17 protein-coding genes are annotated in these 18,623 nt (G+C 70.3%); 8 read left to right on the top strand and 9 right to left on the bottom strand.

Features of this window, described 5'->3' with window-relative positions:
* Positions 1-4: 4 nt before the first annotated feature.
* The gene (locus J3P36_RS02265; protein ID WP_210505638.1) at positions 5-373 is read left to right on the top strand and encodes an RNA polymerase-binding protein RbpA; all 369 of its coding nucleotides are present in this window, start codon (positions 5-7) and stop codon (positions 371-373) included.
* Positions 374-692: 319 nt separating this feature from the next.
* Positions 693-1,742 carry an IS110 family transposase gene (locus J3P36_RS02260; RefSeq protein WP_210505637.1) on the top strand — a complete coding sequence of 350 codons (1,050 nt, stop codon included), beginning with the start codon at positions 693-695 and terminating at the stop codon, positions 1,740-1,742.
* Between the two features lie 167 nt (positions 1,743-1,909).
* On the opposite strand, the gene pgl is transcribed toward J3P36_RS02260, so the two are convergent.
* The 6 genes from pgl to tkt are packed head-to-tail and all read right to left on the bottom strand — an operon-like array spanning position 1,910 to position 10,115.
* Positions 1,910-2,674, bottom strand: coding sequence for a 6-phosphogluconolactonase (pgl, locus tag J3P36_RS02255; protein WP_210505636.1), 765 nt, complete (start codon positions 2,672-2,674; stop codon positions 1,910-1,912).
* Positions 2,671-3,678 (bottom strand): glucose-6-phosphate dehydrogenase assembly protein OpcA, encoded by a 1,008-nt coding sequence (locus J3P36_RS02250; protein WP_210505635.1) that lies wholly within the window; start codon positions 3,676-3,678, stop codon positions 2,671-2,673. The genes pgl and J3P36_RS02250 overlap by 4 nt, the downstream gene beginning before the upstream one ends.
* Positions 3,675-5,213 carry a glucose-6-phosphate dehydrogenase gene (gene zwf, locus J3P36_RS02245; protein WP_210505634.1) on the bottom strand — a complete coding sequence of 513 codons (1,539 nt, stop codon included), beginning with the start codon at positions 5,211-5,213 and terminating at the stop codon, positions 3,675-3,677. The genes J3P36_RS02250 and zwf overlap by 4 nt, the downstream gene beginning before the upstream one ends.
* 35 nt (positions 5,214-5,248) lie before the next feature.
* Positions 5,249-6,862, bottom strand: coding sequence for a glucose-6-phosphate isomerase (locus tag J3P36_RS02240; RefSeq protein WP_210505633.1), 1,614 nt, complete (start codon positions 6,860-6,862; stop codon positions 5,249-5,251).
* On the bottom strand, positions 6,859-7,986 hold the full coding sequence (gene tal, locus J3P36_RS02235; protein WP_210505632.1) for a transaldolase: 1,128 nt from the start codon (positions 7,984-7,986) through the stop codon (positions 6,859-6,861). The genes J3P36_RS02240 and tal overlap by 4 nt, the downstream gene beginning before the upstream one ends.
* 35 nt (positions 7,987-8,021) lie before the next feature.
* Positions 8,022-10,115, bottom strand: a complete 2,094-nt coding sequence (gene tkt / locus J3P36_RS02230; protein ID WP_210505631.1) for a transketolase — start codon at positions 10,113-10,115, stop codon at positions 8,022-8,024.
* Between the two features lie 195 nt (positions 10,116-10,310).
* On the opposite strand from tkt, the gene J3P36_RS02225 reads away from it, so the two are divergent.
* Entirely contained in the window at positions 10,311-11,192 is an 882-nt protein-coding gene (locus J3P36_RS02225; RefSeq protein ID WP_210506554.1) for a heme o synthase, read from the top strand.
* Positions 11,193-11,259: 67 nt separating this feature from the next.
* Here J3P36_RS02225 and J3P36_RS02220 read toward each other — a convergent pair whose 3' ends face one another.
* From J3P36_RS02220 to J3P36_RS02210, 3 genes are all read right to left on the bottom strand, one after another.
* Positions 11,260-12,153: an ABC transporter permease gene (locus tag J3P36_RS02220; protein ID WP_307806918.1), complete on the bottom strand. Its 894-nt coding sequence runs from the start codon at positions 12,151-12,153 to the stop codon at positions 11,260-11,262.
* On the bottom strand, positions 12,150-13,142 hold the full coding sequence (locus tag J3P36_RS02215) for an ATP-binding cassette domain-containing protein (RefSeq protein WP_210505630.1): 993 nt from the start codon (positions 13,140-13,142) through the stop codon (positions 12,150-12,152). The genes J3P36_RS02220 and J3P36_RS02215 overlap by 4 nt, the downstream gene beginning before the upstream one ends.
* 125 nt (positions 13,143-13,267) lie before the next feature.
* Complete coding sequence (locus J3P36_RS02210; protein WP_210505629.1) at positions 13,268-14,179, bottom strand: heme A synthase; 912 nt, start codon at positions 14,177-14,179, stop codon at positions 13,268-13,270.
* Positions 14,180-14,470: 291 nt separating this feature from the next.
* Here J3P36_RS02210 and sufB point away from each other — a divergent pair, with 291 nt between their 5' ends.
* The 5 genes from sufB (at position 14,471) to J3P36_RS02185 (ending at position 18,584) form a co-directional block, all read left to right on the top strand.
* The gene (gene sufB, locus J3P36_RS02205) at positions 14,471-15,889 is read left to right on the top strand and encodes a Fe-S cluster assembly protein SufB (protein WP_210505628.1); all 1,419 of its coding nucleotides are present in this window, start codon (positions 14,471-14,473) and stop codon (positions 15,887-15,889) included.
* A gap of 105 nt (positions 15,890-15,994) precedes the next feature.
* Positions 15,995-17,137 carry a Fe-S cluster assembly protein SufD gene (gene sufD, locus J3P36_RS02200; RefSeq protein WP_210506552.1) on the top strand — a complete coding sequence of 381 codons (1,143 nt, stop codon included), beginning with the start codon at positions 15,995-15,997 and terminating at the stop codon, positions 17,135-17,137.
* Positions 17,134-17,463 carry a non-heme iron oxygenase ferredoxin subunit gene (locus tag J3P36_RS02195; protein ID WP_210505627.1) on the top strand — a complete coding sequence of 110 codons (330 nt, stop codon included), beginning with the start codon at positions 17,134-17,136 and terminating at the stop codon, positions 17,461-17,463. Before sufD ends, J3P36_RS02195 begins: the two co-directional genes overlap by 4 nt.
* 24 nt (positions 17,464-17,487) lie before the next feature.
* The gene (gene sufC, locus J3P36_RS02190; RefSeq protein WP_210505626.1) at positions 17,488-18,252 is read left to right on the top strand and encodes a Fe-S cluster assembly ATPase SufC; all 765 of its coding nucleotides are present in this window, start codon (positions 17,488-17,490) and stop codon (positions 18,250-18,252) included.
* Positions 18,252-18,584, top strand: coding sequence for a metal-sulfur cluster assembly factor (locus tag J3P36_RS02185; protein WP_210505625.1), 333 nt, complete (start codon positions 18,252-18,254; stop codon positions 18,582-18,584). Before sufC ends, J3P36_RS02185 begins: the two co-directional genes overlap by 1 nt.
* The last annotated feature ends 39 nt before the right edge of the window (positions 18,585-18,623 follow it).

Here is an 18,623-nt window from a genome sequence, read left to right as displayed (position 1 = left end):
GTAAATGGCATCAGGAGGCAGCGCGATCCGCGGTTCCCGCGTCGGCGCAGGACCCATGGGAGAGCAGGACCACGGCTTCCACGCCGAGCGTGTGGCCGTGTCGTACTGGGACGCGCTCGGCAACGAGACCGTCCGCTACTTCGCCGCGAACCTCCCGGCGGAGGAGATCCCGGACGTGATCGACTCGCCGTCGAGCGGTCTGCCCGCGGGTCGCGACAAGGACAACCCTCCCGCCGTCCAGAAGACGGAGCCCTACAAGACGCACCTCGCGTACGTGAAGGAGCGTCGCACCGAGGAGGAGGCGGCACAGCTGCTCGAGGAGGCGCTCACGCAGCTCCGCATCCGCCGCGGGAAGATCCCGGCCCAGAGCTAGGACGGACCCGAAGAAGGCCCCCGACCACGACGGTCGGGGGCCTTCTTCATGCGCCCGGACTCCGGTTCTCCGGTGATTGAGGAGCCCGCGCAGCGGGCGTCTCAGTGATGTGATGGTGGCGTTCCGGGCGGGTCTGACTGTGGTGTGTCTCTGACGCCTGTTGGGCTGTCTCGATTTCGAAGTGTCGGCCCGTCCGGGCGCTGAAGCAGCGCAGACCGGGACGTTCATGACTTGATAGGAGCCTGCGGCAACAAGCCCTGTTCACTGAGTTGTCTGCTCGCCCCGGCCTGCGCCTTTCACCTTCTCGAGAGGCAGGTCAATGATGACAAACCAGGCTTCACCAGCCCAGGGCGTGTTCGTCGGTGTCGACACCCACCGGGACCGGCATCACGCCGCGGTCCTCGACCGGACCGGCCGGGAGCTGGCCGACCGGTCCTTCCCAGCCACCCCGGCCGGCTATTGGCAGCTCGCGGACTGGGTCGAGGCGTTCGGCCCGGTCGAGGTCGCGGCGGTGGAGGGCACCAGCTCCTATGGGGCGGCGCTGACCAGGTTCCTGCTGGAACGGGGTTGGCGGGTGGTCGAGACCAGTCCGGGGGACAAGTCCGACCGGCGCCGGCGGGGAAAGACCGACACCGCGGACGCGTTCACCGCCGCCCGCGCCGCGCTCAGCGGCCGCGCGACCGCAGTCCCCAAAGACAGCACCGGGGTGGTCCAGGCGATCCGGCTGCTGCGCGACACCCGGCGCCTGGTGGTGCGCCAACAGACCCAGATCATGAACCAGATCCGCACCTTTCTGGTCACCTCGCCGGCCGAGTTTCGGGAGCAGTTCCGGCAGCCCACCGCACTGCGCCTGGCCCAAGCCCTTGCATCGTCCCGGCCCGCGACCACTGACCCGGTCAGCGCGGCGCTGGGCAGCGTCCTCGCCCTGCATGCCGCCCGCTGGCTGGACTGCCGGAACCAGGCCCGCCAGCTCCAACAGCAGCTGCAGGCGCTGCTCGAGCAGGCCGCACCCACCCTGCTGGCGATCCCCGCGATCGGCCCGGACACCGCCGCCGCCCTGCTGGTCGCCGCCGGGCAGAACACCCGCCGAATCCCCACCGAGGCAGCCCTGGCGCATCTCTTCGGCATCGCCCCGGTTCCGGTGTCCTCGGGCAACAGCTCCAGGTTCCGCTGCGACCGGGGCGGCAACCGCGACGGCAACGCCGCCATCCACCGCATCGCCCTCGGCCGACTACGCCGCGACCCCAGAACCGTCGATTACATCGCCCGCACCATGGCCCGCGGCAAGACCAAACGAGACGCCATCCGCCTCCTCAAACGACACCTGGTCCGCGAAATCCACCCCGTGCTCCAGGCCTTGACGCAATAGGAGCTTCGAAATCAGGCAACCTTGTCTCCGGACTCAGCCACGAGCGTCGCTGGGTTCTCGACGCAGGTCGCGCGGTTTCGAAACGGCCGCTGCGCGGCCTCCTCAACCACCGGGGCCGGGGAACGACGAAGGGCCCCCGACCGCGTGGTCGGGGGCCCTTCGCGCGCTCAGTAGGAGCTGGCGATGAGGGACTCGGGGACGTCGGCCGCGGCCTTCTTGTCCACGAAGAACACCGTGCGCTTGCGGCCCTGGACGCCGGCGGCGGGCACCTCGTTCGCGGTCGCGCCCGCGAGTGCCAGGCCGAGGGCGGACGCCTTGTCCGAGCCGGCCAGGACCATCCAGATGCGGTCCGATGTGTTGATCGTCGGGAGCGTGAGGGTCAGCCGGTCCGGCGGCGGCTTCGGCGCGTTGCGCACCGCGGCGACGACGCGGTCCATCACGCGCTCCCGGTCGGGGAAGAGCGACGCGACGTGCCCGTCCGGGCCCACGCCGAGGAACGTGATGTCGAAGCGGGGGACGCTCTCGCCCTCCGGCGCCGCGAGCATCAGCTGGTCGGCGTACGCTGCGGCCGCCTCGTCGATGTCGGGGATCTCGTCGCTCGCCGGGAACGCGTGGATGTTCGAGGCCGGTGTCGGCAGCGCGTCGAGGAGGGCCGCGCGGGCCTGCACGTCGTTGCGCTCCGGATCGCCGGCGGGCAGGAACCGCTCGTCGCCCCACCAGAAGTGCACGCGCGTCCAGTCGACCGTGTCGCGCGCGGCGGAGTCGCGGATGGCCCGCTGAGTCTCGCCGCCCATGCCGCCGCCGGTCAGCACCACGTGCGCCTCGTCGTTCTCATCGAGGAGATCGACGAGCTTCGTGATGCACCGTGCGGCCACGGATCCGACGAGGGACTCCGTGTCCGGGTGGACGATGACTCGGCGTTCGTTGGTCAACTCTGGCCACCTTTCGAGGGTGTCGCCACACTAGCACCGGCCCCGATCGGCTCAGCATCCACGTGCACGGGCCCGCGGAGGCGCGGCAGGCCGCGGCGAATCACGTCGCCGTAGAGGTCGTCCGGGCCCAGCCGGCGCAGCTCCTCGGCGAGGCAGTCGCGGAGGCTGCGGCGGGGGAGCGACACGTCGTGCGTCGGCTTCCCGGGCTGCTCGAGGGTCGCGATGTTGCCCTCCGGGCGGTCGAGCTCGATGATGCCCGAGCGGCGCACCAGGCGGACGGCGTGGATGCCGCTCGAGCCGGTGGCGCGGATCGACACCTCGTGGCTGACCGGGACCTCGAGCTGCAGGCCGAGCCAGGCGGCGAGCAGCGCGGTCGAGGGGGAGTCCTCCGCACCGTGCACCTCGACGCCGATCACCGGCTCGTACGGCGGCTGGTCGAGCACCGCGGCCAGCTGAGCGCGCCACAGGGTGAGGCGCGTCCACGCGAAGTCGGTGTCGCCGGGTGCGTAGGTGCTCGACAGGTGGTTCAGGAACCCGAGCGGGTTCGGCTGCGTCGACGCGTCGGTGATCCGCCGGGTCGCGATCCGGCCGATGGGGGACTGGGAGACCACGTCGGGGGCGACGCCGGGCCACCAGGCGACGACCGGCGCGTCGGGGAGGAGCAGACCGGTGACGAGGGTCTCCTCATGGCTCGCGGCCTCACCGAACGCGCGCAGCACGACGACCTCGCTCGCGCCGGCGTCGCCGCCGACCCGGATCTGCCCGTCGACCCGGGGCGCGGTGTCCGACCGGCTGTCCTCGTCGTGCGAGATGACGATGACGCGCATCGGGTGCTCTCGGGAGGCGTCGTTCGCCGCCTCGATCGCCTCCTCCTCGCGCCCCGACTCGGCGGCGATCACGAGGGTGAGGACGCGGCCGAGCGCGACTGCGCCGCCCTCCTCGCGGATCTTCACGAGCGCCTTCGAGACGCCGGCGGTGGTGGTGTTGGGCAGGTCGACGATCACGGCCTTCTCCAGCTTCTGCCGTCACGGGCCATCAGGGCGTCCGCCGAAGCGGGGCCCCAGGTGCCCGGGTAGTACTGCTCGGGCTGGCCCTGCGTGGACCAGAACTCCTCGACCGGGTCGAGGATCTTCCAGGACAGCTCGACCTCCTGGTGCCGCGGGAAGAGCGGGGGCTCACCGAGCAGCACGTCGAGGATCAGGCGCTCGTACGCCTCCGGGGACGCCTCCGTGAACGCGTGGCCGTAGCCGAAGTCCATGGTGACGTCGCGGACCTGCATGCCGGCACCCGGCACCTTCGAGCCGGACCGGATCGTCACGCCCTCGTCGGGCTGCACCCGGATGACGAGCGCGTTCTGACCGAGCATCGTGGTCTGCGCCTCGGCGAAGAGGTACTGCGGGGCGCGCTTGAACACGACGGCGATCTCGGTGACGCGGCGGCCGAGGCGCTTGCCGGCACGGAGGTAGAACGGCACGCCCGACCAGCGGCGCGTGTCGATGTCGAGGCGCATCGCCGCGTAGGTCTCCGTGACCGACTGGGGGTTCATCCCCTCCTCGTCGAGGAAGCCGACGACCTTCTCACCGCCCTGCCAGCCGCCGGAGTACTGACCCCGCGCCGTGGACAGGGACAGGTCCTTCGGCAGGCGCACCGCGGAGAGCACCTTCTCCTTCTCCGTGCGCAGGTCGCGCGCGTCGAACGAGACGGGCTCCTCCATCGCTGTGAGGGCGAGCAGCTGGAGCAGGTGGTTCTGGATGACGTCCCGCGCCGCGCCGATGCCGTCGTAGTATCCGGCACGGCCGCCGACGCCGATGTCCTCGGCCATCGTGATCTGCACGTGGTCGACGTAGTTCGCGTTCCAGATGGGCTCGTAGAGCTGGTTCGCGAACCGGAGCGCCAGGATGTTCTGGACCGTCTCCTTGCCGAGGTAGTGGTCGATCCGGAAGACCGAGTCGGCCGGGAAGACCGACTCGACGACCGTGTTCAGCTCGCGCGCCGTCGTGAGGTCGCTGCCGAACGGCTTCTCGATGACGACACGGCGCCACTCGCCGTCCTTCGGCTCCGCGAGCCCGGAGCGGCGGAGCTGCTCCGTGACCTGCGGGAAGGCCTTCGGCGGGATCGACAGGTAGAACGCGTGGTTGCCCATCGTTCCCCGGTCCGCGTCGAGCTGGTGGATCGTGCGCTTCAGCTCGTCGAAGGCCGCGTCGTCGTCGAAGGTGCCGGACACGAACCGGATGCCCTGCGACAGCTGCTTCCACACGTCCTCGTCGAAGGGCGTGCGCGAGTACTGCTTGACCGCGTCGTAGACGATCTTCTCGAAGTCCTGGTCCTCCCAGTCGCGACGGGCGAACCCGACGAGCGCGAAGCCCGGCGGGAGCAGCCCGCGGTTCGCGAGGTCGTAGACGGCGGGCATGAGCTTCTTGCGGGACAGGTCACCCGTGACCCCGAAGATGATCAGGCCGCTCGGCCCCGCGATGCGGTTGAGACGGCGGTCGGACGGTAGGCGAAGAGGGTTGTAGTCCGGTGTGATGGCGACCGGCATGCACGACTCCTTGACGTGGACGGGCGGAGTGCCCGTCAGGCTCGAGGGTTGAGTGCGTCGAACAGCGCCGTCGTTGCCGCGTCGGACGTGAGGTTGAGGCGCAGGACCGGGCGTCCGTGCTCGGCGAGCACGGTGGCGTCTCCGGTGGCCTGGGCCTGGATGAGTTGACCGAAGGTGAACGGCCGTCCGGGGATCTCCACGTCGGTCGCCGCGTCCGCGGTGATCTGCAGGAACACGCCGACGGCGGGGCCGCCCTTGTGGTACTGCCCTGTGGAGTGCAGGAACCGCGGACCCCACCCGAAGGTGACGGGACGGTGCGCCTGCGCCGCGAGGAGGTCGCGCGTCTCGGCGAGGCGGGGGAGCGCCAGCCGGTCCACGTACGCCTGGATGGAGACGTAGCCGGTCGGGCCAACCTGCGCGAGGAGCGCCTCTACGGCACCCCGCAGGTCGGTGACACCGGCGAGCACCTCGTCCGTGCCGCGGACCTCCACGCCGCCCTCGGTGAAGGCGGGCGCGGTCGGCTCGGGACGCGCGTCGAGGAGGCCGCGCGCGGCCACCTTCGCGGACTCGACGTCCGGCTGGTCGAACGGGTTGATGCCGAGCAGGCGGCCCGCGACCGCGATGGCGTACTCCCAGACGAGGATCAGCTCGCCGAGCGTGCCGCTCATCACGACCTCGCCGGCCGCGAGCTCCTCGGAGTGGCGGCTGACGGTGGCCTCGTCGACGAGCCGGACGACCTGCAGGTCCTCCGGACGGTCGGTGAGCTCCGGCGCGTCCGTGTCGAGCACGACCGGCAGCAGCCCGGTGCCCTCCTTGCCGGTCGACTCGGCGACCAGCTGCTCGGCCCAGTCGGCGAAGCCGACGATGTGGGTGCCGTCGGCGACGATCCCCGTCTTGTCCTTGAGCGGCGTCGCTCCCGCGATCGCCGCACCGAGGATCAGCCCCGGGTTGTCCTCCTGGTCGACCGCGAGGTAGACGAGCTCGGACTCGGCCTCGTCGAGCAGCTCGGCGATGTCGGCGCCCGCCAGCCCCGAGGGGACGAGGCCGAACGCGGTGAGCGCCGAGAAGCGGCCGCCCACGTTCGGGTCGGCGTTGAACACGCGGTAGCCGGCCTCGCGCGCCGACTGGTCGAGCGGGGAGCCCGGGTCGGTGACGACGATGATTCGCTCGCGCGGGTCGATGCCGGCGTCGCTGAACGCCTTCTCGTAGGCGCGGCGCTGGCTGTCGGTCTCGACCGTGGAGCCCGACTTCGAGGACACGACGAGGGCCGTGCGCTCGAGGCGGTCCTGCAGCGCCGAGAGCACCTGGCCCGGATCGGTGGAGTCGAGCACGGTGAGCTCGACGCCCGCGGTCCGGGTGATGACCTCGGGCGCGAGGGACGAGCCGCCCATGCCGCCGAGCACGATGTGGTCGACGTCGCGGGCGCGCAGCTCCTCGCGGAGCGCGACGATCTCGGCGACGAGGGGCCGCGAGATCGCGACGGCCTCGGTCCAGCCGAGCCGCTTGGCGGCCTCGGACTGGGCCGCCTCGCCCCACAGGTCGGGGTCCTGACCCGTGATGCCCGAGGCGACCTTGTCCGCGACGAGCTGCGGCACGACGCGGTCGACGGCCTCGCGCGCGGCTCCGCCGGCGAGGATCCGGACGCTCACTTGGCGCCCTCGAGCGCCTTCGTGACCGTCTCGGTGAGCTCGTTCCAGGAGACGACGAACTTGTCGACGCCCTCGTCCTCGAGCTGCTGCGTGACCTCGTCGATCGAGATCCCGAGCGAGCCGATCGCGTCGATCGTCCCCTTCGCCTCGGCGTAGGCGCCGGTGACCTTGTCGCCCTGGATCTCGCCGTGGTCGAAGGTGGCCTCGAGCGTCTTGCCCGGCATGGTGTTGACCACACCGTGGGTGGTGAGCTCGACGACGTAGAGGGTGTCGGGCAGCTCCGGCGACTTCACGCCGGTCGAGGCCCACAGCGGGCGCTGACGGTTGGCGCCCTTCTCCTGCAGCGAGAGGGCGCGCTCCGTGGCGAACTCCTCGACGAAGAGCTGGAACGCGAGGCGCGCGTTCGCGATGCCCGCCTGGCTCTTCAGCGCCTTCGCCTCGTCGGTGCCGATGGCGTCGAGCCGCTTGTCGATCTCGGTGTCCACGCGGGAGACGAAGAACGACGCGACCGAGTGGATGGTCGACAGGTCGATGCCCGCCTCGGCGGCGCGCTCCAGACCGGTCAGGTAGGCCGCGATGACCTCGGCGTAGCGCTGCAGGCTGAAGATGAGCGTCACGTTGACGCTGATCCCGGACGCGATCGCCTCCGTGATGGCAGGGAGCCCCTCCTTCGTGGCGGGGATCTTGATCATCACGTTGGGGCGGTCGACCTTGGCCCAGAGCGCCTTGGCCTCGGTGATGGTCTCCTCGGTGTTGCGCGCGGCGCCCGGGGTGACCTCGATGGACACCCGGCCGTCGTAGCCCTCGGTCGCGTCGTAGATCGGCCGGAACACGTCGCAGGCGCGCTGCACGTCGGCGGTGGTGATCTCGAAGATCGCGCTCGTGACGTCCGTGCCGGCGGCGGCGAGCTCGCGGACCTGCTCGTCGTACGCCTCGCCCTTGGCAAGGGCCGACGCGAAGATCGTCGGGTTCGTCGTCACGCCGACGACGTTGCGCGTGTCGATCAGCTCCTGCAGGCGGCCCGAGTCGAGCAGCTCGCGGGACAGGTCGTCGAGCCAGATGCTGACGCCGGCCGCGGAGAGAGCGGCGGTCGGGGTGGTGGTGGAGGATGCCGTGTCGGTCATCTCGATTCCCTCTTTCGTGTGTGCGTTGCGGTCGCTCAGAGGGCGGCCAGGGAGTCCTTTGCGGCGGCCACAGCGGCCTCCGCGGTGAACCCGAACTTCTCGTAGAGCACCTGGTAGTCGGCGGATGCGCCGAAGTGCTCGATGGACACGCTGCGGCCGGCGTCGCCGATCCAGGGGCGCCAGCCGAGGGCGATGCCCGCCTCGATCGAGACGCGCGCCTTGACGGCGGCCGGAAGGACCTGCTCGCGGTAGGCCTCGTCCTGCTCCTCGAACCACTCGAGGCACGGCGCCGACACGACGCGGGCGTTCACGCCCTCGCCCTTCAGCTGCTCGCGGGCCGCGAGGGCGATCTGCACCTCCGAGCCGGTGGCGATGAAGATCACGTCGGGGGTGCCGTTCGGCGCCTCCGCGAGGACGTACGCGCCGCGCGCGACGTTGCGGGCCGACGCGAGGGTCTCGCCCTCGGCGTCGCCCTCGCCGCGCTCGAAGACGGGCAGGTTCTGGCGGCTGAGCGCGAGGCCCGCGGGCCCGTTGCGGCGCTCGAGCACCGTCTTCCACGCCCACGCGACCTCGTTGGCGTCCGCGGGACGGACGACGTCGAGGCCCGGGATGGCGCGGAGGGCGGTGAGCTGCTCGATCGGCTGGTGCGTGGGGCCGTCCTCGCCGAGGGCGAAGGAGTCGTGCGTCCACACGTAGATGGCCGGGGCCTTCATCAGCGCGGCCAGGCGGACGGCCGGGCGCATGTAGTCGCTGAAGATGAGGAACGTGCCGCCGAACGGGCGCGTGTTGCCGTGCAGCACGATGCCGTTGAGGATGGCGCCCATCGCGTGCTCGCGGATGCCGAAGTGCAGCACGCGGCCGTACGGGTTGCCGGTCCACTCGTGGGTCGACCACTCGGCGGGCACGAACGAGTCGCCCTCCGTGATCGTGGTGAGGTTCGACTCGGCGAGGTCGGCGGATCCGCCCCAGAACTCGGGCATGAGCGGCGCGATCGCGTTGATGACCTTGCCGGACGCGGCGCGCGTGGAGAGGGCCTTGTCGGTCGGGAAGACGGGCAGCGCCTCCTCGATCCCCTCGGGCAGCTCGCCGGAGAGCAGGCGGTCGAGGAGCGCCTTGCGCTCGGGGTTCGCCTCGGCCCACGCGTCGAACTGCTTCCGCCACTCGGCGTGCTCGGCCTGGCCGCGCTCCACAGCCTTGCGGGTGTGGGCGAGCACCTCGTCGTCGACGACGAAGGTCTTCTCGGGGTCGAAGCCGAGGACCTCCTTCACCGCGCGGAGCTCGTCGCCGCCCAGAGCGGAGCCGTGGATCTTGCCGGTGTTCTGCTTCTTCGGGCTCGGCCAGCCGATGATCGTCTTGAGGATGATGATCGACGGCTTGTCCGTCTCGGCCTTCGCGGCCTCGATCGCGCGGTAGAGCTCGGCGGCGTCCTCGACGTACTCGCCCGTCTTCTTCCAGTCGACGGTCTGGACGTGCCAGCCGTAGGACGCGTAGCGCTGCGCCACGTCCTCGGTGAAGGCGATGTTGGTGTCGTCCTCGATCGAGATCTGGTTGCTGTCGTAGATGACGACGAGGTTGCCGAGCTGCTGGTGGCCGGCGAGCGAGGAGGCCTCGCTCGTGATGCCCTCCTGCAGGTCGCCGTCGCCCGCGACGACGTACACGTAGTGGTCGAAGGGGCTGGTGCCGGGAGCGGCATCCGGGTCGAACAGGCCGCGCTCGAAGCGCGACGCGTAGGCGAAGCCGACGGCCGAGGCGAGGCCCTGGCCGAGCGGGCCGGTGGTGATCTCGATGCCGTCGGTGTGGCCGTACTCCGGGTGCCCGGGCGTCTTCGAACCCCACTTGCGCAGGTGCTGCAGGTCCTCGAGCTCGAGGCCGTAGCCGGCGAGGTAGAACTGCACGTACTGGAACAGCGACGCGTGCCCGGCGGACAGGATGAACCGGTCGCGGCCCAGCCACTCGTTGTCGCTCGGGTCGCGGCGCATGACCTTCTGGAAGAGCAGGTGCGCGACGGGTGCGAGGCTCATGGCCGTCCCCGGGTGCCCATTGCCCGCCTCTTCCACCGCGTCAGCCGCGAGGATGCGCGCCGTGTCCACTGCCTTGTCGTCAATGGGGTCCCATTGGAAATCTGCCACTGGGTGAAGACCCTTCTTCATGAAGTTGTACGGCCCGGTCTCAGGCCCGTTCAAGTATAGGTACCGCCTCCACCGGGGGGTCGGCCTTGACAGCGCCGCCCCTGTCCGGGGTCATGCGGCCGCGGCACCGTAGAATCGGATGCGGTGAGCACAGCAGTAGAGCAAGGTCGGAGCGCGGGCCCGAGGCCCGGTCGCATTCCTTTCGGCACCAAGGCGAAGGCCTACCTCGCGCTCACGAAGCCGCGGGTCATCGAGCTGCTGCTCGTGACGACCGCCCCGGTCATGATCCTCGCCGCCGACGGCATCCCCAGCCCGTGGCTGATGCTCGCGACCCTCTTCGGCGGCGCGCTGAGCGCCGGATCGGCGGGTGTCTTCAACTGCTACTTCGACCGCGACATCGACGCGGTGATGCACCGCACGAAGCGCCGCCCGCTCGTCACCGGAGAGGTGACGCCGCGCGAGGCGCTCGTGTTCGCCTGGATCCTCGGCGTCGTCTCAACGGTGTGGCTCTACGTCTTCACCACACCGCTCGCGGCCGCCCTGTCGGTGGCGGCGATCCTCTTCTACGTGCTCGTCTACACGCTCTGGCTGAAGCGCCGCACCGAGCAGAACATCATCTGGGGCGGCATCGCCGGCTGCTTCCCGGTGCTGATCGGCTGGGCCGCGGTCACCGGGCGTGTCGACTGGGCGCCGCTCATCCTGTTCGCGGTCGTGTTCCTCTGGACGCCGCCGCACTACTGGCCGCTGTCCATGAAGTACCGCGACGACTACGAGTCGGTGGGAGTGCCGATGCTCGCGGTGGTGCGCACCCGTGCGGCCGTCGGCCTGCAGACGATCCTCTACGCGTGGGCGACGGTCGCGTGCTCGCTGCTGCTCATCCCCGTCGCCGGGATGGGGATCACCTACACGGTCGCCGCGGTCGCGTCCGGCATCTGGTTCGTCTACGAGACGCACCGCCTGTACGCGCTCGCGATCCGCGAGGAGGAGCCGCGCCCGATGCGCGTCTTCCACGCCTCGATCACCTACCTGACGCTCCTCTTCCTCGCGGTCGCGATCGACCCGCTGCTTCCCTTCTAGGGGATCGCGCGGGTCTGGCGGACAACTCGCGACGGTCTGCAGCCGCTCGTCGTCCGCGCGACCCGCGTCAGGCGCGGCTGCCGATCCGCCCGAATCGCCACACCGAGAGCGGCACGAAGACGGCGAGCAGCACCACGATGCCGATCAGCACCGCCAGCACGGGGTTCTGCAGCGGCCAGGTGTCGCCGACCTGCATCTGCGGCGGGATGTTGCCGAACAGCTGCCGCGCCGCGAGCACCAGCGCGGACACCGGATTCCACTCGGCGAACACCCGGAGCGGGGTGGGCAGGTTCTCGCTCGGCACGAACGCGTTCGAGATGAACGTGATCGGGAAGAGGACGATGAACGAGACGTTGTTGATCACCTCGGGGCTGCGCACGGTGAGCCCGATGAACACGAACACCCACGACAGCGCATAGGCGAACACGAGCAGCAGCAGCACACCTGCGACGCCCTCGAGCAGGCTCGACCGCACGCGCCAGCCGACGACCAGCCCGGTGGCGATCATCACCACCATCGAGATGCAGTTGATGAGGAGGTCGCCGTTGGTCCGGCCGACGAGCACGGCGGAGGGCCGCATCGGCAGCGTCCGGAAGCGGTCGATGATGCCGTCGCGGATGTCCTGCGCGGTCGCGTAGCCGGACCACGTGGCGCCGAACACGACCGTCTGGGCGAAGATCCCGGCCATGATGAACTCCTTGTAGTCGGAGCCCGGGATCTCGATCGAGCCGGCGTAGACGTAGCTGAACAGCAGCACGAACATGATCGGCTGCAGCGTGGTGAAGACGAGGACGTCCGGCACGCGCTTGATCTTGATCAGGTTGCGCCGCGTCGTGATCCAGCCGTCCGAGAACCAGGCGGCGAGCGGGGACGGCTCGCGGGGGACCGGCGCCGCCCCGATCACCGGGTGGGGGGCGACCGCCGCCGCGCCGGGCCTCCGCATCGTGTCTTCGGCGCTCACGACGCCCTCCGTCCCTCTGTCTCCTGGCCGTCCTCGTCCGCGGCCATGTGTCCGGTGAGCCGCAGGAAGACGTCGTCGAGCGTCGGCCGCTGCATGCCAGCGTCGTAGAGGGCGACCCCGGCCGACTCCAGTTCGCCGAGGACCCGCGACAGCTCGGCGGCCCCCTCGGCGACGGTGACGCTGAGGCCGCGTCCCTCCGCCGACACCTCCGGCGTCCCCGTGCCCACCCGCTCGAGCGCAGCCCGCGCGACCGGGAGGTCGTCGGGCGAGACGAGGGTCAGCTGCACCCGGCGGCCGCCGATCCGCGCCTTGAGCGCGTCGGCGGTGCCGCGCGCGATCACCTTGCCCCGATCGATGACCGCGATGTCGTCCGCGAGGCGGTCCGCCTCCTCGAGGTACTGCGTCGTCAGCAGCACCGTCGTGCCGGTGGAGGCGAGGCGCTCGATCACCTCCCACATGCCGAGGCGGCTGCGCGGGTCGAGGCCGGTGGTCGGCTCGTCGAGGAAGAGCACGGCGGGCGCGATCACGAGCGCGCACGCGAGGTCGATGCGCCGGCGCATGCCGCCGGAGAACCCCTTCACCGGCCGGTTCTTCGCCTCGCCGAGGTCGAACAGCTCGACGAGCTCGTCCGCTCGCCGCCGGGAGTCGCCGCGGGTCAGGTGGTAGAGCCGGCCGACCATGTCGAGGTTCTCGATGGCGCTGAGGTTCTCGTCGACGGCCGCGTACTGGCCGGAGACCCCGATGCGCCGGCGGATCTCGTCCGGATGCTCCCGCACGTCGATGCCGTCGATGCGGGCGGTGCCGGAGTCGGCGCGGATCAGGGTCGTGAGGACCTTCACCGTCGTCGACTTGCCCGCGCCGTTCGGGCCGAGCAGCCCGAACACCGTGCCCGCCGGCACGTCGAGGCTCAGGCCGTCGAGCGCCCGCACCTCCGGCGCCTTGCGCGGGTGGTACGTGACGTGGAGATCGGCCGCTTCGACGAACGCCATGGGCCGCGATGGTACTCGCGGGAAGCCGTGGGAGCGCGACCCAAACCGGGGTCGGCGCCTCCCGCGCTCGGGCGTGTCGCGTCGCTCGACCCCGGTGGTCCCTCAGGCACCGGGAGCGGAGGTTGTCAGCGGAGGGAGGCGGCGGTGTCCGTGGGGGAGAGCTGAGCCGCACGCACCGGCTGGCGTGCGGCGAGCACGACGGCGGTCGCAAGGCCTGTGGCGACGCAGGCGAGGAGCATGTGCGCGGCGACGAGCCCGGCCGGCAGGCCGGTGCGGGCCTGGGTGATGCCGACCGCGATCTGCAGCACCTCCGTCGCGAGCAGCAGGACGACGTAGCGGCGCATCCGCGGCGCGGTGCGTGTCAGCCCGAGCATGACCAGCGTCAGCGCGAACAGGGCGTAGGCGGGCCAGCTGTGCACATGCTGCAGGAGCTCCGAGTCGAGTCCGTTGCGCGCGGCGCCGCTGTCGCCGGCGTGCGGGCCGGAGCCGGTCGTGATGATCCCGACCACGATCGTGATCAGGGTGAGCGCCGCGACACCCCAGCCGGCGGCACGGGTCGATGCGGGCACCACGTTGGCGCGGTCGGCCACCGGGAAATAGACCCGCCAGACGAGCACGGTGGCGAGAGCGACGAGACCGATCGACACGACGAAGTGCAGGCCGACGACGTAGGGGTTGAGCTGGGTCAGCACGGTGATGCCGCCCACGACGCCCTGGGCCGGGATGCCGAGACCGATCAGCAGGGCGGGCACGACGAGGCGACGGCCGGTGGGAGCGGTGCGCACGACCGCGAGGAAGAGCAGCACCGCCACCCCGACGAGCACGAAGGTGAGGAGCCGGTTGCCGAACTCGATGGCGCCGTGGATGCCCATCTCCGGCGTCGCGACGAACGACTCCGCCGTGCAGCGCGGCCACGTCGGGCAGCCGAGCCCGGAGCCGGTCAGGCGCACGGCGCCGCCCGTGCCGACGATGACGCCCTGGAGCACGAGGTTCGTCCACGCGAGCAGCCGGGTCCACGAGGTGATCCCCGTCGGCATGAGTCGCGCCCGGAGGCGTGCGGGGGAGGGGGCTTCCGTCCGGGTGTCTAGGGCCACCGACTGCCTTTCGCGCGGGAAAACGTCCCTGTAGCATTGCTGGGGTCACGAACACCGCCCATGCCGTCTCGGGCACGTCAGCGTCGATATCGGGAGTCCTCCCGAGGTGGTGTTCAGTCTAGGCGCGAGAGCTCCGGAGCCCGGATCGGGCGAGTCTCCTCGGCCTGAGCGAAAGCTGTGCGAGGGAATGCCGGGGGCCACCGTCCGGTTGGCCCCGACGGAAGAGAGGTACACATGTCCGACGTCTTGATCGACCGACCGGAACTCGCGAGCCTGGGGCAGTACGAGTTCGGCTGGGCCGACACCGACACCGCCGGTGCCACCGCTCAGCGCGGGCTCTCGCCGGCCGTCGTGGAGAACATCTCGACGCTCAAGAACGAGCCGGAGTGGATGCGCCGCAACCGGCTGAAGGCTCTGCAGATCTTCGAGCGCAAGCCGATGCCGATGTGGGGCGCCGACCTCTCCGAGATCGACTTCGACAATATCAAGTACTTCGTGCGGTCCACCGAGAAGCAGGCCCAGAGCTGGGAGGACCTGCCCGAGGACATCCGCAACACGTACGAGAAGCTCGGCATCCCGGAGGCGGAGCGCCAGCGCCTCGTCGCCGGTGTCGCCGCCCAGTACGAGTCCGAGGTCGTCTACCACCAGATCCGCGAGGACCTCGAGGCGCAGGGCGTGCTCTTCCTCGACACCGACACCGCGCTGCGGGAGCACCCGGAGATCTTCCAGGAGTACTTCGGCACCGTCATCCCCTCGGGCGACAACAAGTTCGCCGCACTCAACACGGCCGTCTGGTCGGGCGGCTCCTTCGTCTACGTCCCGAAGGGCGTGCACGTCGAGATCCCGCTGCAGGCCTACTTCCGGATCAACACCGAGAACATGGGCCAGTTCGAGCGGACGCTGATCATCGCCGACGAGGACAGCTACGTGCACTACATCGAGGGCTGCACGGCGCCGATCTACAAGTCCGACTCGCTGCACTCCGCGGTCGTCGAGATCATCGTCAAGAAGAACGCGCGCGTCCGGTACACGACCATCCAGAACTGGTCGAACAACGTCTACAACCTCGTCACCAAGAGGGCCATCGCCCACGAGGGCGCGACGATGGAGTGGATCGACGGCAACATCGGCTCCAAGGTGACGATGAAGTACCCGTCCATCTACCTCGCGGGCGAGCGCGCCAAGGGCGAGACCCTGTCCGTCGCCTTCGCGGGCCCCGGCCAGCACCAGGACGCCGGCGCGAAGATGATCCACATGGCGCCGTACACGCAGTCGTCGATCGTCTCCAAGTCGATCGCCCGCGGCGGCGGCCGCGCCGGCTACCGCGGAGAGGTCCGGGTGGACGCGAACGCGCACCACTCCGCGAACACGGTCCGCTGCGACGCCCTGCTCGTCGACACGATCTCGCGATCCGACACGTACCCCGCCATCGACATCCGGGTCGACGACGTCCAGCTCGGCCACGAGGCGACTGTCTCGAAGGTCAGCGAGGAGCAGCTCTTCTACCTCATGTCGCGCGGCATGCCCGAGGACGAGGCGATGGCCATGATCGTCCGCGGCTTCATCGAGCCGATCGCGCGCGAGCTGCCGATGGAGTACGCACTCGAGCTCAACAAGCTCATCGAGATGGGCATGGAAGGCAGCGTCGGCTAGGTGCCGGAGAACACTTTGACTGAGAACGACACCACCACCCGCGGACTGGCGACCCCCGACGGCGAGACCGCCGTCGAGGTCACGGGCACCGGCACGCGGCCGGCGATCATCTCCGACGCGACGAACCGACACGGCAGCGTGCCGGTGCAGACGCGCAACGAGCGGTTCACCTCGACGGACGTGCACGACTTCCCGGAGGTGACTGGTCGCGAGGCGACCTGGAAGCTGACGCCGGTCGACCGCATCGCCGAGCTGATCAGCGGGCACCTCGACGGCAGCCGCTACGAGTTCGAGGCGCCGGCCGTCGAGGACATCGACGTGGCCTGGGTGCCCCGCTCCGACCCGCGGATCGGGCTCGCCGGCATCCCCGAGGACCGGGCCTCCGCCAACGCGTGGACGATGTTCGAGGGCGCCCTCGCCGTCACCGTCGGCGGCGAGGAGCACCGCGAGCTCGTGCTCACCCGGTCGCAGTTCGGTTCCGGCGCCCGCGCCGCGCACACCCTCATCGAGGCCAAGCCGTTCAGCAACGCCGTGGTCGTGCTCGACAACGCGGGCTCCGCACTCCTCAGCGAGAACGTGGAGATCCTCGTCGGCGACGGCGCGTCGCTGACGGTCGTCACCGTCCAGGACTTCGACGACGACGCGCGCTACGTCGCAACCCACTTCGCGAAGGTCGGCCGCGACGCGACCCTCAAGCACGTCGTCGTCTCGCTCGGCGGCGAGGTCGTCCGGGTCAACCCGGCCGTCACCCTCGCGGGCACCGGCGCCGACGGCGAGCTGCTCGGCGTGTACTTCGCGGACGGCGGCCAGCACCTCGAGCAGCAGGTGTTCCTGTTCCACCAGGCGGCGAACACCCGCGGACGCGTCAACTACAAGGGCGCGCTGCAGGGCGAGGGCGCGCGCACCGTGTGGATCGGTGACGTCCTCATCGGCCCCGACGCCGTCGCGACCGACAGCTACGAGCAGAACCGCAACCTCGTCCTCACCGACGGCACCCGCGCCGACTCGATCCCGAACCTCGAGATCGAGACGGGCGACATCCAGGGCGCGGGCCACGCCAGCGCCACGGGCCGCTTCGACGACGAGCAGCTGTTCTACCTGCGCGCCCGCGGCATCCCCGAGGAGGAGGCGCGGCGCCTCGTCGTGCGCGGCTTCCTCACCGACATCATCCAGAAGATCGGCTACGCGCCCCTCGAGGAGCGGCTCACGGCCGCCATCGAGGTCGAGCTCGCCGGAGGCCGCCGATGAGCGGTGTCCGCGTCTGCTCCGTCTCCGACGTGCGCGTCGACCAGGCCCTCCGGGTGATGGTCGGCGACGTCGCGGTGGCCGTCGTCCGCGACAGCGCCGGCGAGATCCACGCCCTCGGCGACAAGTGCACCCACGGCGACATCTCGCTCGCCGAGGGCTTCGTCGAGGACGACACGCTCGAGTGCTGGGCTCACGGCTCGCGCTTCGAGCTGAACACCGGTCGTCCCCTCACCCTCCCGGCCTACGAGCCGGTGCCCGTATTCGCCGTGACCGTCGTCGACGACGACGTGTACGTCGACCCCGCCCCCAAGCGCATCGACGCCTGAGCGTCGCCAGAACGAGGTAGCACCATGTCCACTCTCCAGATTTCCGGCCTCGAGGTCAGCGTCGAGACCGAGCAGGGCAGCAAGCAGATCCTGCGCGGCGTCGACCTGACGGTCAACGAGGGCGAGATCCACGCCATCATGGGCCCGAACGGCTCCGGCAAGTCCACGCTCGCCTACGCGATCGCCGGTCACCCGAAGTACTCGGTCGACGGCGGCTCGATCACGCTCGACGGCGAGGACGTCCTCGCCATGAGCGTCGACGAGCGCGCCCGCGCCGGCCTCTTCCTCGCCATGCAGTACCCGGTCGAGATCCCTGGCGTCACCAACTCGAACTTCCTCCGCACCGCGAAGACCGCGATCGACGGCGAGGCGCCGGCCATCCGCGGCTGGGTGAAGGAGGTGCGCGAGTCGATGACGAAGCTGCGCATGGACTCGTCGTTCGCCGAGCGCAACGTCAACGAGGGCTTCTCGGGCGGCGAGAAGAAGCGCAACGAGATCCTCCAGCTCGAGCTCCTGAAGCCGCGCTTCGCCGTGCTCGACGAGACCGACTCCGGCCTCGACGTCGACGCGCTGAAGATCGTCTCCGAGGGCGTGAACCGCGCCAAGGAGGCCACCGGCCTCGGGATCCTCCTCATCACGCACTACACGCGCATCCTCCGCTACATCAAGCCGGACTTCGTGCACGTCTTCGTGAACGGCCGTGTCGCCGAGGAGGGTGGGCCCGAGCTCGCCGAGCGCCTGGAGGAAGAGGGCTACGACCGCTTCCTGCCCGGCACGGTGGTGCTCTGATGGCCACCGTCTCGCTCAGCCCGGAGCGCTTCGACGAGATCACCGAGGCGCTGAAGGACGTCGTCGACCCCGAGCTCGGCGTCAACGTCGTCGACCTCGGCCTCATCTACGACCTCAACTGGGACGACGAGAACGACGCGCTGCTCATCTCGATGACGCTCACCTCGGCGGGCTGCCCCCTGACGGACGTGATCGAGGAGGAGACCGCGCAGGCCCTCGACGGGCACTGCGAGCGGTTCCGCATCAACTGGGTGTGGATGCCGCCGTGGGGCCCCGAGCGCATCTCGGACGACGGCCGCGAGATGATGCGCGCCATCGGCTTCGCCATCTGAGCTCTTCGCGCTGACCTGTCCGGTTCTGCGGCGACTCGC

The sequence above is a fragment of the Naasia sp. SYSU D00057 genome, from assembly GCF_017916505.1.
Lineage (GTDB): Bacteria > Actinomycetota > Actinomycetes > Actinomycetales > Microbacteriaceae > Naasia.
This window is presented reverse-complemented; position numbering and strand designations above follow the sequence as displayed.